General features: G+C 64.1%; 8 protein-coding genes. 3 read left to right on the forward strand and 5 right to left on the reverse strand.

The features are described 5' to 3' along the window. Positions 1-302: 302 nt before the first annotated feature. The 3 genes from HPY83_11090 (at position 303) to HPY83_11100 (ending at position 4,570) form a co-directional block, all read left to right on the forward strand. Positions 303-2,288, forward strand: coding sequence for an ABC transporter substrate-binding protein (locus HPY83_11090; GenBank protein ID NPV08488.1), 1,986 nt, complete (start codon positions 303-305; stop codon positions 2,286-2,288). A 113-nt stretch (positions 2,289-2,401) separates the two neighbouring features. Next, entirely contained in the window at positions 2,402-3,400 is a 999-nt protein-coding gene (locus tag HPY83_11095) for an ABC transporter permease (protein ID NPV08489.1), read from the forward strand. Between the two features lie 15 nt (positions 3,401-3,415). After that, positions 3,416-4,570 (forward strand): ABC transporter permease, encoded by a 1,155-nt coding sequence (locus tag HPY83_11100; GenBank protein NPV08490.1) that lies wholly within the window; start codon positions 3,416-3,418, stop codon positions 4,568-4,570. A 101-nt stretch (positions 4,571-4,671) separates the two neighbouring features. Here HPY83_11100 and HPY83_11105 read toward each other — a convergent pair whose 3' ends face one another. The 5 genes from HPY83_11105 to HPY83_11125 form a co-directional block, all read right to left on the reverse strand. After that, a complete protein-coding gene (locus tag HPY83_11105) occupies positions 4,672-5,835 on the reverse strand; it encodes an IS481 family transposase (GenBank protein NPV08491.1) in 1,164 nt (387 codons plus the stop codon). Positions 5,836-6,028: 193 nt separating this feature from the next. After that, positions 6,029-7,165, reverse strand: a complete 1,137-nt coding sequence (locus tag HPY83_11110) for an ISAs1 family transposase (GenBank protein ID NPV08492.1) — start codon at positions 7,163-7,165, stop codon at positions 6,029-6,031. Positions 7,166-7,891: 726 nt separating this feature from the next. Next, on the reverse strand, positions 7,892-9,871 hold the full coding sequence (locus HPY83_11115) for a hypothetical protein (GenBank protein ID NPV08493.1): 1,980 nt from the start codon (positions 9,869-9,871) through the stop codon (positions 7,892-7,894). An 84-nt stretch (positions 9,872-9,955) separates the two neighbouring features. Beyond that, a complete protein-coding gene (locus tag HPY83_11120; GenBank protein ID NPV08494.1) occupies positions 9,956-11,947 on the reverse strand; it encodes an ABC transporter substrate-binding protein in 1,992 nt (663 codons plus the stop codon). A gap of 518 nt (positions 11,948-12,465) precedes the next feature. Further along, positions 12,466-14,481, reverse strand: coding sequence for an ABC transporter substrate-binding protein (locus HPY83_11125; protein NPV08495.1), 2,016 nt, complete (start codon positions 14,479-14,481; stop codon positions 12,466-12,468). Positions 14,482-14,558 lie beyond the last annotated feature (77 nt).

Genomic DNA, 14,558 nt, shown 5'->3' on the forward strand with positions numbered 1-14,558 from the left:
CGGGGGCGGGCTTCGCTCGCCCATGACTCGGCCGCGTGCCTGAGCGATGGTGCTCGTCAGAACGCGCTCCGGCTTTCGGGTTCCCCCTTGAGATTGGCCTGGCCATCCGCTATACTCACTGTACTTCACATTCCCCAACGGCTTTGGGGCCCATAGCGTCACGCCCGCCTGGCTCCAAGTCAGGCGAGGGTTCCAGTGGCAGTGTCGCCGCTAAGTGGTTGACATCCTCGGAGAGCGGGGCGACCCCGAGGTGTCACGGATATCGTGCCGGTACCTTCGACTTACAGCCAAGGGAGGTTCGTATGTCCGAAAGCAGACTCACACGGCGTGACTTACTTCGGGTATCAGCCATAGCCACCGGTGCGGCAGTAGCCTCCGCTTGCGCCGGTGCTCCTGCTCCGACGACGGCTCCGGCCCCCGTAGAGGCCACCACGGCCCCAGAGCCCACGGCCGCGCCCGCCGAAGCCACGACCGCCCCAGTCGAGGCCCCGCCCTCCCGCTACAACGAAGCGCCCATGCTGGCCGAGATGGTGAAGGCAGGTACGCTTCCCCCGGTGGAGGAGCGGCTCCCCAAGGAGCCACTGGTCGTCCCGGTGATTGAGGAGATCGGCCAGTACGGTGGTATCTGGGACATGGCCGTCACCGGCCAGGCCGACCTCAACGGCGCCATGGGCTACCAGATCGAACCCTGGATCCTGTACAACGCGGCGGGCGACGCCTGGTCCCCCAACCTGGCCAAGGCGGTGGAGATCAGCCCGGACGGCTCCGAGTTCACCTTCCACATGCGTGAGGGCATGAAGTGGTCCGACGGCGAGCCCTTCACTGCCGACGACGTGCTCTTCTGGTATGAGGATCTGGTCCTCAACGATGAGCTCTCGCCCAGCAAGCCGGGCTGGCTCAAGTCCGAGGGCGAACTGGCGGTGATCACCAAGGTGGATGACTACACGTTCAAGGTCACCTTCGCCAAGCCGGCCGGCCTGTTCCTGCCCTACATCGCCTACGTCTGGGGCACCAGAGACATGTGGGCCCCGAAGCACTACCTGATGCAGTTCCATCCCAAGTACGCCGACGCGGACGAACTGGCCGCCAAGGTGAAAGAGGCCGGTTTCGAGACCTGGGTGCAGCTCATGGGCGACAGGCGTCAGGAGAGGATGAACCCGGACGTGCCCGTGATCTACGCCTGGAAGCTCAAGGAGCTGGGGCCGCCCTGGATATTCGAGCGCAACCCCTACTTCTACAAAGTTGACCCGGAGGGCAACCAGCTCCCGTACATTGACACCATCCGCGCGAGCGCCGTCGAGAACGCTCAGATGATCTCCATGAAGGCCCTAGCCGGAGAGCTGAGCTATCAGGCGCGCAACATCGCCTTCAGCGACATGCCGCTCTACATGGACAACCGGGAGAAGGGCGACTATCGCGTCATCAAGAAGATGGGTGAGAACGTCGGGTTCACCATCTTCCCCAACCAGACATTGGTGGGCGACGATGGCATGCTGGCGCTGATCAAGGACATCCGCTTCCGCAAGGCCCTCAACCTGGCCATAGACCGAGACGAGCTCAACGAGCTCATCTACCTGGGCGAGCGTACCGACATCCCTGCGATATTCCCTCTGCTTGAGGGCGAGTCGGAGTTGTTCGAGCATCTAACGCTGGACGTGGATGCGGCCAATGCCCTCCTCGACGAGATGGGGCTGGAGATGGGGGCCGATGGCGTCCGGCTACGGCCTGATGGCGGACAGCTCATCATCAAGTTGGACATGTTCTCCTCTAAGGAGTTGATGGACGCTGCCGAGCTGGTCACCAACTACTGGACCGCCATCGGGGTGAAGACGTCCCCGGAGGAAGTGTCTTACGACCTGTGGTGGCCGCGCATCTACTCCCATGAGTACGCCTTCTGTGGCTACGTCAAGGACGGCCTGCAGAAGCTGGCCTGCTACGTCTATCTACGCTCCTACGCTCCGGTGGACCACAGCACCTACTGGGCCCCGGCCTGGGGCCAGTGGTACCAGACGGGCGGACTGGAGGGAGTGGAGCCCGACCACGAGGACGCCCGCAAAGGCCAGCTGCTCTTCGATGAAGCTAAGGTGACAGTGGACACCAACAAGCTTCTCGACATCCTGGCTGAGATCCAGCGCCTAGACCTGAGGAACATCTGGGAAGTGCTGACGGTGGGCGCCGGCCCCGGCATCACCATCGTGAAGAACAACTTCCGCAACGTTCCAGAGGTGCCGTTCTCGCTCCTCCACGACTCCGACAACTGGGCCGAGCAGTACTTCATCAAGGGATAGGTTACAGGGAACAGGTTACAGGGGACAGGGATAAGGCTGCGGCGAGCAGTCCCGTTCCCTGGCCCCTGTAACCTGTAACCTACTCCCTATGACCTGTTCTGGAGCGGACTCGCATGCTGACTTACATTCTGAGGCGCGTCCTCTACGCCATACCTACCCTGACACTGATCACCATCGTGTCGTTTGCCATCATCGAGCTCCCCCCGGGGGACTATCTCAGCAGCTACGTTGCCCAGCTCGAGGCGCGCGGAGAGAGAGTGAGTCGGGATGAGCTGGACGCTCTCCGGGAGCGCTACGGCCTGGGCCGGCCCATTTACGTGCGCTACTGGAAGTGGGTGACCGGCCTGGTGCAGGGAGACTTCGGAGTGTCGTTCGAGTGGAACCGGCCCGTGTCCCAGCTCATCTACGACCGGCTCGGGCTCACCGCGGCCATCGCCTTACTGAGCACGGCGTTCATCTGGGCCGTGGCGCTACCGATCGGCATCTACTCCGCCACGCATCAGTACTCCCTGAGCGACTATATCTTCACCTTCTTCGGCTTCGTCGGGGTGGGCATTCCCGACTTCCTGCTGGCGTTGGTGCTGCTGTGGTGGGCCTGGAGCACTTTCGGGGTGAATCTGGGCGGCCTGTATCCCATAGACTACGAGGGCCAGCCCTGGACCTGGGCCAAGATCTTCGAGGTATTCAAGCGCATCTGGCTGCCCATGGTCATCATTGGCACCAGCGGCACTGCCGGCATGATCCGCACCATGCGTGCCAACCTGCTGGACGAGCTGCGCCAGCCCTACGTGATCACCGCTCGCGCCAAGGGGCTCCACGAGCGCCGCATTGTCCTCAAGTACCCGGTACGCATCGCTCTCAATCCGTTCATTAGCACCGTGGGCTGGATGCTGCCGGGCCTGATCTCCGGTGCCACCATCGTCTCCATCGTTCTCAGCCTGCCCACGAACGGACCCATGCTTCTGAAGGCCCTGATGTCCCAGGACATGTACCTGGCCGGGTCGTTCGTCTTCCTGTTGAGCGCTCTCACGGTATTGGGCACGCTCATCTCGGACATCCTGCTGGTGATAGTGGACCCACGCATCCGCTATGTCGGCGTGGGATCTCGGTAGGGACTGCAGCCCAAGATGATAGCCAACCAGGAAAGCGTACCCGAAGGGTTCGTGGATGTCGCCAGGACCGAAGGCGAAGAGACGATCTTCGTGGCTTCGCAGTGGCAGCTAATGTGGTGGCGCTTCCGCAAGCACCGCCTGGCCAACATCGGGGCCACCGTGGTGATCCTCTTCTACATCGGCGCCATCTTCTGCGAGTTCCTCGCCCCGTACAACCCCAATACCTACGAGCGCACGCTAACCTTCGTGCCGCCCATGAAAGTGTACCTGCTCCGCCAAGGCCAGTTCCACTGGCCTCCGGTCGCCTATGGGCTCATCCGTACCCGTGACCCAGAGACCTACATCATCACGTACGAAGAGGACACCAGCGTGACCTATCCGCTGCGCTTCCTCGTCCACGGCGACCCGTACAAGCTCTGGGGTCTCTTCGAGAGCGATCTACACCTTTTCGGCCTGGCCGGAGGCGAGGCAGACCAGCGCCTCTACCTGCTGGGCACGGACCGATTGGGGCGGGACATGTTCTCCCGCATTTTGTACGGTTCCCGCATATCCCTTTCCATCGGTCTGGTGGGCGTCTTCATCTCCTTTGTCATCGGCATAATCGCCGGCGGCTTCTCTGGCTACCTGGGCGGCGTGTTGGATGAGGTGATGCAAAGGATCATCGAGTTTCTGCGCTCCATCCCCACCATCCCGCTGTGGATGGCGCTCAGCGCCGCCCTCCCTCGGGAATGGAGCACCGTGCAGCGCTATTTCGCCATCGTGGTGCTGCTCTCTCTCATCGGCTGGACGGGCCTGGCACGAGTGGTGCGGGGTCGCTTCTTGGCTGTGCGGGAGGAGGACTTCGTGATGGCTGCCCGGCTGCAGGGGGCGAGTGAGTCGCGCATCGTCTTTCGCCACATGCTTCCCTCTTTCCTTAGCTACATCATAGCCTCCATCACCCTTTCCATCCCGGGCATGATCCTGGGCGAGACCAGCCTATCCTTCCTCGGCCTGGGGCTGCGCCCGCCCACCATAAGCTGGGGGGTGCTACTGCAAGAGGCGCAGGACCTGAAGACGGTCGCCCTGGCGCCCTGGCTGCTCATACCTGCCCTGTTCGTGGTAGCCGCCATACTGTCCTTCAACTTCATGGGCGACGGCCTGCGGGATGCCGCTGACCCCTATGCCCGGTAGAGGAGCCTTTGTGCTCGTCTGCAACTTCGTACCCGCCCGCCCACACCATCCCCGTAAGGGCGAAGGTGCGTCCGGTATCACGACATCGCTGACACTTTCTATCAGGACATGGTTGACACATCGGACACCGGCTGCACCAGAGGCACAGTGTGCTTGGTGGCTAGGTCGATCTGGCGGATGAACATGTGGCGGAAGCTGACCAGGAGCTTATCGTCGAAGCGCTGCACTCCCACCGGCTCGCAAGCTAGGGCCTCACAGACGAAGTAGCGACGTCCCTGGTAGGGTAGCATCCCCTGGCTATTGAGAGCCAGCACCTCCACCCCTGGGGGGTAGTGCCAGGGGGCAGGGGTGGGGTTGTAGGGCCGGGGGCTGGCCTGGTAGTGCTGGGCCGGCACGTCCATGTCCAGGCTCTCATGGGGGCGCAGGTGGTTGTAGTCATGGCGGAAGGTGGCCAAGAAGGCCTCAGCCTCAGCCAGGTCCTGGGGAGCTCCCAGGTGCTGCAAAGCCCAGGCTAAGCTGCCGTGGAGACGCTCCACCTTGCCCTGGGTCTGGGGATGACCTACGCCGCTAAAGTGGAGGCAGATGCCTTGCTTGATGAGAGCCACCGACACCCAGGTCAAGCCCAGGGCATTGGTGGTGCTCCACCAGGGACTGCCGTGATCCATGAGCATGGCCTGAGGCAGGCCGTAGCCCTGGAAGGCCTGCACCAGCCGCTCATGGACCGGCTTGGCCTGGGTGCCCAGCAGGGGGTGGGAAGCCACCAGGAAGCGAGAGTGGTCGTCGAGAATGCTAAGAGGGTGGCAGAGACCCTCGACAATGGCGAAGTGGCCCTTGAAGTCCATCTGCCACAGCTCATTGGCAGCCTGCCGACAGAAGCGCTTAGTGGCGGGCCGGTGGCGGTCCCGGGGAGCCACCAGCCCCTTTCGGGAGAGGATGCGGTTGATGGTGGCCTCCCCCAACAAGATGCCTTCCTCCTCCAAGCGTACCTTGATCTTGCGCGCCCCCCAGGCGTGGCGCTCTCGCAACTGCACCACCCGCGCCTCCAGCTCGGCCGGTGTACGCTGGGGGCTGGTGTGAGGGCGTCGGGAAGCCTCGGCCAGGCCCTCCAGAGAGCCCGCCTCCTCGTAGCGCCTCAACCATTTGTAGCCGGTCTGGCGGCTGACGCCAAACTCCTCACACAGGGCGCTGAAGGGACGGTCCTCTTGATGGACCAGAACTACGAAACGGATGCGTTCTTCCATGGCTGAGCTCTCTTTCCAGGGCATGCTCCCCTCCTGTGTGCGCATGGGGAGTATGCCCCAAGAGTGTCAACCATGTCCTGATAGAAAGTGTCAGCGATGTGGTGATACCGGACACCTTCGTGTTCGCCCGCAGTATTCGCCGATAGTCATCTCTGGTGGCCTGCCCCAGAACTTTGACAAAGCCCCATCCTGCCCCCAGCGCGAGGGCGATTGCATCTTATTGGTTTATGAGGCGAAGTAAGTAGTCCTCATTCCAGCCAGCGGCCTTGCGCTTGGCCTTGATACCGGCCTTGATGGTGGTGTCTTGCTTGAGCAGGCTCAGGGCCAGGTGGCGCATAAGGGCCAGGTTCTGGGCCCCGTTCCCGGCTCGGGCTCGGCAGCGGTCCTCGTCGAAGGCCACATCCAGCACCCAGTGCAGGCCGTTCTCGATGCTCCAGTGGGTGCGGCTGACCTTGAGGATCTTTTCGGCATCGGCCTCCAGGCTGGTGATGTAGTAGAGGGTCTCCTCCTGCACCTTACCCTCTTGGCCCCAGGTACGCCTTTGCCGCCTCACCATGGCCAGGCTCTTTAGCCCCGCCCACCCTGCGTGTTGGCCCAGGCAGGCCAGGCACTCTTTGTCCTGGATGGCCCAGCACTCCCGTGTCTCCAGGCGGCCATGGCCCTTATCCACGCTCCTGGCATGGCTATGGGGCACGTCCTTGAAGTCAAACTCCATCGCTGTCTGGAACACATCCTCGATCTCTTCTCGCAGCCCCGGCTGGTTGTCCTTGACGGGCAGGAGGTAGTGAGCCCCGCCCTCCACGATCTGGTCCACTATGGCCCTTTGGGTCCCTATGGCATCTATAGTAATGATGCAGCCCGACAGGTCCAGCACCCGCAGCAGCTCAGGGATGGCTGCTATCTCATTGCACTTGTCCTCTACCTTCACCTGCCCCAACACCAGGCGGTTTCCTGCCGCCCAGGCACTGACCATACAAATGGCGCTCTTGCCCAGCACACCGTCCCTTGAGCCTCGCAGGCTCTTGCCATCAATGGCCACCACCTGACCCTCTGTAGCCTCCTGTACCGCCTGTACCCAACTCATGAAGCAGCGGCCAAACTCCACTGGGTCCAAAGCAGCAAACACTCGCCCAAAGGTGTCGTGGGAGGGGATGCCGTTGGGTAGCTCCAGCCAGGTGGCAAACCATTCCTTCTTGCACTCCCCAAAAAGGGCGATATCCACCCAGTTGTCGGCCCCGCAGATGGTGGCACAAAGGGTGATGGCCACGATATCCACTAGCTTGTGCCAGCGGGTGCGCTCCACCCGAGGATCGGTCAGCTCCGAGAAGTGCTCCACCAGACTCGCTCCAGCCATGACAGCCCCCTCTCCCTACATCGCTGCTCCCCACCTCCTGCAGGTTCCTTGCCTACACTAACCACTTAGATGCAATCGCCTTAAGTACGGACCGCTCCCAGACCGGGTGCCGCAACGCGCGGCTGAGCACAACAAGATCGAAGCTCAGGCGCAATCCCAGGGCCGAAGGGCGGTCCATTCACACCCGACCGCGGGCGGGAAGCTGCGGCCGAGGACACGAAGTGAACCGTCAAACGGCAGTGCACAGGCAGCAGGCCATCAATGAACCCGGTTCCATCTGTTGTCGTTAGGGACCCCAGCTACGCGATCCCGCTCCCAGCGGACGCAGGTACCGAGACAGACCACCAGCTGCAGCGATTCATCTGGGTGCAAAGGCCGCACCCGCAACCGCCGACAGGGAACGCGGCCGAGTGCATCGGTACCCTTCGCATCAGGACGCACATCACAACGCAGGGAACTCTGGAGCGAGCGGCTGAAAGCGATCACTGAGAGACTACGGCCAAGAGGGGAAGCCCACGGGGGGAGGTCCCTGGAAGCCCTGCACATCAGTGATGGCGAGCGCGTGCATCAGATGGGTAGGAGCTCTCGACCGGTGGCCCACCCGACCGGCCAACAGCGGGGTAGTCCCTGTCTGAACGCTGAGGCCAAAGCGGCACTGGTCACGGTCCAGCTGAGGCGGTGCTGCGACGCTGCTCCAGCGCTCTCCTGCGTCGCTGGTGTGTCAGCCTACAGCCATCTCTTCATCCACGTGCGCACGCCCTCTTGCAGCTCAACGGGGTATGCGTGCGGCCCCTCGGCCACCTGGTATCCCAGCCTATCGGCCGCGCCGCTTGCCTCATACGCCTTGCGGAGGCGCCTCATGGCTTCTTCAACTCCCTCCAGAGGGAAGCAGTTGTCCCGTGATGTGGCCAGCACGCATAGGGGGCGAGGCGCGATGAGCGAGGCAAACTCAGGCTGGTCTCCGAGCTCCAGCAGCCCGGGAACGTAGTAGTAGATGCTGTGGCTGTCCAGGCAGCTCATGAAGCTAGAATCAATGGACTCGTCGCGGATGCATCGGGCGATAGCGTCGTAGGTGGAGATGCCTACCACGGGCGCAGCTACCTTCACCCGCTCGTCGGCCGCCGCCAGCAGCCAGGTCTGCGTCCCCCCAATGGAGATACCGAAGCAGCCGATCTTCCCGGTGTCCACATCCTCTCGGGTCTCGAGGTAGTCGATGGCCCGCACCAGGTCGTAGGTCATCTGCCCCAGGGTCGACGTGCCGCGGGCGATGGTCTCGGCTGCCGCCTGCTGACCCCGCTTGCCGAAGCGGCTCGCCTTCACGTCCACCGCGAAGACCCCGAAGCCTTCCTCCAGTAGGGGCCGACCCCAGGGCACAGCTACATTCTCGGCCGTAGCGCTGGAACCCGGCAGGCACAGCACCACCGGCAGCCGACCTCTGGCTCCTCTCGGCTTGGCGAAGAGGCCCGGGACCACCACATCCGGCTCGCCACGGAAGAACACCTCCTCCAGGTCAAACTCGCCATGCTCAAGCGGCCGGCTCCAGGCCTCCATCTCGGTCCTGGCGGGGAAGCCCCCAAGGGCAGTGATGAATCGGTCGCGCAGCCCGGCGGCGGCGAAAGCCCGCTGCATATTGGGAAACCGCACTCGCCCGGCGGGGGCAGGCCGTCCTTCGCTGGTTGCCGTCCCCTCCAGGGCCCTGACCCAAGAGGCAAAGGCCTCCGAGTCGTAGGCCTCGGCGGAGCACACGCACTGCGGTGCCTCCTCGCTCGCCACCGGGCAGCAGAAGCGGGCCGACCAGCGGGCTGCCTCCAGTGGCGCCGCCATGGCCTCCCTGCTCCCGCTCGCGACAACCAGCAGCCCGTTCGGCGGCACCAACGCCGCCAGGGTGGCCACGTCCAGAATGCGGCGGGACTCGGGCAACAGCATCAAGTGTTCCGTGGGCCAGAGATCGGTGGAGGTCGAGTCGCGCACCACGCAGCCAGCGATCCCAGGCAAGATCGCCCCAGCGAGCAGGCTTACCAGGCCAGCGTGCCCCTCCCCGGCTACCACCACCGACGCGTATCCCGCCTCCGCCGCCAGCCAATCGGCCACGCCGGCGATCTCGGCCAGGAGTTGGGAGATGAAGGTGGTTCCCTCGAGCAGCCAGCGCTTCACCCAGGCGGTGCTGGCCCGCTCCAGTACGGCGAACCGAGCCGTTACCAGAGCAGCGGAGGTGCCGGCCAGGCCGCCCCAGCGCTCGGGCGAACCTCGGCGCCCGGTCCCCAGGGTGACCTCCAGGTCGGGCAGCACCAGCAGCGCCGTCCTCGGCCTGGGCTCCCCGGCGGGGACCACCTCAGTCACCGGTACTAGGCGGTTCTCGCAGCCAGCGCCGGTCAGGGTCAGTAGTCGGGTACGGACGATGCCGGCCGCTTCTCGCTGCACCGGCAGGCTGAGCTCGGCGCGGTCCACGGTGAGCAGCGGGATCTCGCCCAGGGTGGAGCGCACTGCCGCTCTCCTCTGCGCCGCCCAGGCCAGCCACGAGTCGCGGCAGAGGTCTGGGTCATCGGCAGCAGCGTGGCCAAACTCGCTCAGCTGGGTCAGCAGCGCCCCTAGACCCTCGCGGTCGCGGGCCAGTTCTCGGGCCCAGCGGAGGCCGTTGGCCCGCGCCACCGGCTCCGGCAGGGGCGACTCTCGGAACGTCCTAGGGTACCAGTCCCGAATGGGCACAGTGATCTCCTTCCGCCAGCAGTCGGCAAGGAAGAGGGGCCCCGGTCCCCCAGGGCCCCCTGGCGCGTCTCGCCCGGCGCCGGTCTAGTACTCCATGAAGAACTGCTCGGTCTTGGCTGGCCTGGGGCCATACACCGCCCACGCCAGGCTGCCCCATTCAGGCACGTTCTTGAAACCGTTCTTCACGATGCAGGGCTCCGGACGGCTGCCCAAGGTGAGTATGGGCCATAGGTTGAGAGCGCAGATCCGGAAGGCTTCGTCCTCGAGTTCCTTGCGCTTGGCTGCATCCACCGTCACCTGAACTTCATCCCAGATCTCCACCAGCCGGGCGGCTTCGCCCTGGGGCGGCTCACCGTTCTTGCCCCCTGTGTCGTAGTACCAGCCCCACATCGGCGCCCAGTAGGTATCCATCACTATGGGGAAGTAGGCCCGCGGATAAGTGAGCCAGTGCAGGTTACCACCGGTGTAGTCCACCTCGTAAGCGATGACGTCGTGCGTGCTCTCCTGCAACCGAGCCGACCACAACTCGCTGGCAAACCAGTCCTGGTTCAGCCTTATGCCTACGTCCGCCCAGTATTCGCCCACGATCTCGGCGGCGTCCCGGTGGGTAGCGTAGGCGGTGGTGCCGATGCACAGGAGAGTCAGAGGTGCCCCGCTGGGCAGCACCCTCATGCCCTCGGCGTCGCGCTGGTCCAGCCCAATGCTGTCCAGCAGACGGTTAGCCTCGTCCACGTCATAGGTCATCAGGTCCTGCACCTCGGGGTCGCTCTTGACCGACTCGGGCAGCATGTCCAGCGCCTTCCCAGCCTGTCCCAGATACAGCAGCTGGTTGATGTCATCCCGATCGAAGGCCTTCGAGAGCGCGACACGGAAGTCACGGTTGCGCAGTATGTCGCGCTGCTCATCGTTGCCCATCTTGGTCTGGTTGATGTGCATGGCTGTGACCGAGGCCCCGTAGTCCCAGATGCTGACGTTGTAGTCGCCTTTCTCCCGGTTCTCCATGTACAAGGTGTAATTAACGAAGCCGGTCTTGAACTCCAGTTCGTCAATCTCACCAGACACGACTTTGAGTGGGATTAGCTCGGCATCTCCCACAATCCACCACATGACCTCGTCAATGTAAGGGAGCTGGTTGCCTTCCGTGTCCACCTTCCAGTAGTAGGGATTGCGCCGACCGGTAGCGCTGATAGTCCACTCCTTGCTGGTGATCTGCCAGGGGCGGATCGTGGGCAGGTCGGGGTTCCGGGTCAGGTCCACCTCGGCGGCAAAGAGCTGGAACCACTGCTCGAAGCCGCGGTCCTTCACTAACTGAGCCAACTCGTTGGCGTCCGCATACTTAGGGTGGAACCTCTCTAGATAGTGTCTGCAGTAGTAGGTAATGCTGTTGCCGCGAAAGCACATCTGATCCAGGAAGATGCCGTAGGGCACGGCGAAGATGAACTTGACCGTGTAGTCGTCGAGCTTCTCCACTACCGCCTTCTCGCCCCCGGGCTTGAGCCAGGTGGGGAAAACGGGCGTTAGCTCCTCGTTCAGAATGACGTCCTCCCACCAGAACATGATGTCGTCGGCGGTGTAGGGCGCCCCGTCCGACCAGCGGACCCCTTCGCGCAGGTAGAACGTGTACTCCTTGCCCTCCGCCCCGACCTCCCACTTCCATGCCAGATTGGGCTCCACTGTGACCCAGTCACGACCGTAGAAAACCAGCGGTTCGGCACCGACGCGGGCAGAGATGGCCCCGGGCTGCGTGTTGGCGCGTCGCCAGCGCCCGCCGTACTTCCCCACCTCGTTGAGAGGCTCGATCACCATGGGGTTCTTGGGCAGCCTCTCTTCCACCGGGGGCAGGGTGCCAGCAGCCACCATCTCGGCCAGCATAGGAGCTTCGCTGTACCGAGAGACCGGGGCCGCAGTAGCCTCAGGAGCAGCGGTGGCCTCCGGAGCCGTGGTAGCCGCGGGGGCCTGCGTGGGCGCCTCCGTTGGTGCGGGGGCCCCACCGGCGCAGGCAGCTATGCCGGCGGCCGTCGCAGCCAGGGCAGATACCCGCAAAAAGGTACGTCGATCGAGCTTGCCGGCAGACATCTCTTCCTCCTTCGGTCGTGGGTCGGCAGGCGGTACGGCAAGCCGACCGCTGCCCTCGACCCGACGGAACCAGGTGCATTATACTGCTGGGTGTGCCCTCCTTCCAGCACCCTAGCGAGGCGAGCCTGGGTCAGGATCCGGGCAGCCGGGGCGGGCGGCTGGGGCTCTGGCTGCACGCCGGCAACTGGCGAAGCAGTTCTTCACTGGGCACAGAGGCTGTCCTGGGGCTGCCTGGCTTGCGTGTACCCCGTTCCTGACTCGCACCCGATGCAGGGAGCAGGCCCCTCCCGAGTGGGGCCAGCCAGAAGCCGCCGCTAGCTCATCTCGCGCGCGGGCGGTGTAGGGGGTTTAGCCCGGGGCCCCGCCCCGGCTCTCCGCCGGGACGGTCTGCCCATCGGGTGGATCGAGTGCATGGAGCTGGCAGTGACCGCCGCACCCGACTACCGGAGGAGAACGAACGGGGGCTCGCGCCTAGGCGCGAGCCCCCTGACTGCCAAGCGGCCGAGGCTCTATGGGCCTCAGGCTTGCTGCCGGTAGAAGTGCTCGGGGTTGTAGAGTTTGGGCGAGTACACCGGCCACGCCAGCGAGCCCACCTCCGGCACATTGCGTACGCCGTTCTTCACCACACAAGGAGCGATGTCCCCTCCGAAGATGGGGATGGTCCACAGGTTGGTGGCCTGAACGCGGAAGCCCTCATCCACGAGAGCCTGGCGCTCGGCCCGGTCCACCGTGATCTTGACCTGCTCCCACAGATCCACCAGTTGCGCCGCCTCGCCTTCGGGCGGTTCCCCGTTCTGCCCGTTGGTGGCGTAGTACCAGCCCCAGAGCGAGGCCCAGTAGGTGCTCAGCTCCACCGGGAAGATAGCGCGAGGGTAGGCCAGCCAGAACAGGTTGCCGGGCGCGTAGTCAGCATCGTAGCAGAGGATGTCGTAGTCACTCTGCTGAAGCCGCGGCGTCCACAGCTCGCCGGCCACGAACTCGATGGTAGTGCGAATACCCACCTCGCCTAGGAACTGGCCCTCCACCTCGGCCACGTCTCGGTGCACGGGGTAAGCCGCATGCCCGAAAAGCCGCAACGTGAGCTGACGCCCCGAGGGCAGGAGACGCATGCCCTCCCCATCGCGCTGGTCCAACCCGAGGCTGTCGAGCAACCGGTTGGCTTCGTCCACGTCATAGACGAAGTGATTCTGGATCTCCGGGTCCTCCGCCACTGACTGGGGATACAAAGCGAGCACGTTCTGGGACAGGCCGAAGTAGAAGAGCTCGTTGAACTCGTCCCGGTTGATGGCCTTGGAGAGGGCGATGCGGAAGTCACGCTGGCGGAGAAGCTCCCGCATCTCGTCGTCGCCGGTGCGGGTCTGGTTCACGAACATGGTGCTCCCACTCAGGCCCGGGTCCCACAAGCGCACCTCGTAGTCGCCCGCCTCGCGGTTCTCCATGAGGAGGGTGTAGTTGGGGAACCCGATGTACATGGCCTGCATGTCGACCTCGCCCGAGACCACGCGAAGCGGGATGAGGTCTACACTGCCGACGATGTTCCAGAAGATGCGGTCGAAGTAGGGCAACTGCTTGCCCTCGGTATCCACTTTCCAGTAGTAGGGGTTGCGCTCGGCTGTGGCCGTGGTGGTCCAGTTCTCGGTTACCATCTTCCAGGGCCGAACGGTGGGAAGAGCCGGGTTGTCCCTAGGGTTGACCTCGGCACCGAAGAGCTGGAACCAGGACTCGAAGCCCCGCTCGCTCACCATCCGGTTCAGTTCGTCCTCGTCAGCGTAGTTGATGTGGAACCGTTCCAGGTAATGGCGGGGGTAGTTCAGGATGGCGTTGCCGCTGAAAGCGAGGTTGTCCAGCGCCAGCCCCGACGGCACGGCGTAGATGAACTTGACGGTGTAGTCGTCCACCTTCTCCACCACAGCCCGCTCCCCGCCGGCTATCATCCAGGCCGGGAACGCGGGACTCAGCTCCTCGTTCAGGAGCACGTCCTCGTACCAGAACATGATGTCGTCGGCGGTGAAGGGCTCCCCGTCGGACCAGCGCACCCCCTGCCGGAGGTAGAAGGTGTACTCGGTGCCGTCCTCGCTTACCTCCCATCGCGAGGCCAGGTTGGGGATGATGGTCTGGGCGTCGCGGGCCCAGGTGACCAGCGGTTCAGCGCCCAGCCGGGCAGCCACGTGGCCGGGGTTGGTCTCCGCCCGACGCCAGGTGTCGGAGTACTGCCCCGGCTCCTGAATGGCCTCGATGACCATCGGGTCCACGGGCAGCCGCTCTTCCACCGGTGGAAGGGTGCCAGCCTGCACCTGCTGGGCTAGCATCGGTGCTTCCGAGTAACGGGCCTCTGCCGGCGTGGGAGCCGGCGTCTCTTCCGGTGCCGCGGTCGGAGTCACAGCCGCGGTAGCCTCCGGCGTGGCAGCAGGTGGCTCGGTGGGGGCCAGCGTAGGCGTGGCCGCCGAGGGAGCGCACGCAGCTGCCAGGGCCGCAGTAGTGGCCAGACCGGAGAAGTGAAGGAACCCACGGCGTGATAGCTTGTCCGATAGCATGTCTTCCTCCTCTAGCTAAGTGGGCTAACGTATCCCAACGTCGGCAGATTATAGTAGCTTGTCACTCAGGCATCAAC

The organism is Anaerolineae bacterium, from assembly GCA_013178015.1.
In the GTDB taxonomy this organism is placed as follows: Bacteria; Chloroflexota; Anaerolineae; order DRVO01; family DRVO01; genus Ch71.

Coding starts and splice junctions, on each gene's coding strand:
- HPY83_11090 (NPV08488.1), top strand. CDS start 303: ATGTCCGAAAGCAGACTCACACGGCGTGACTTACTTCGGGTATCAGCC.
- HPY83_11105 (NPV08491.1), bottom strand. CDS start 5,835: ATGCCCTGGAAAGAGAGCTCAGCCATGGAAGAACGCATCCGTTTCGTA.
- HPY83_11125 (NPV08495.1), bottom strand. CDS start 14,481: ATGCTATCGGACAAGCTATCACGCCGTGGGTTCCTTCACTTCTCCGGT.
- HPY83_11110 (NPV08492.1), bottom strand. CDS start 7,165: ATGGCTGGAGCGAGTCTGGTGGAGCACTTCTCGGAGCTGACCGATCCT.
- HPY83_11095 (NPV08489.1), top strand. CDS start 2,402: ATGCTGACTTACATTCTGAGGCGCGTCCTCTACGCCATACCTACCCTG.
- HPY83_11100 (NPV08490.1), top strand. CDS start 3,416: ATGATAGCCAACCAGGAAAGCGTACCCGAAGGGTTCGTGGATGTCGCC.
- HPY83_11120 (NPV08494.1), bottom strand. CDS start 11,947: ATGTCTGCCGGCAAGCTCGATCGACGTACCTTTTTGCGGGTATCTGCC.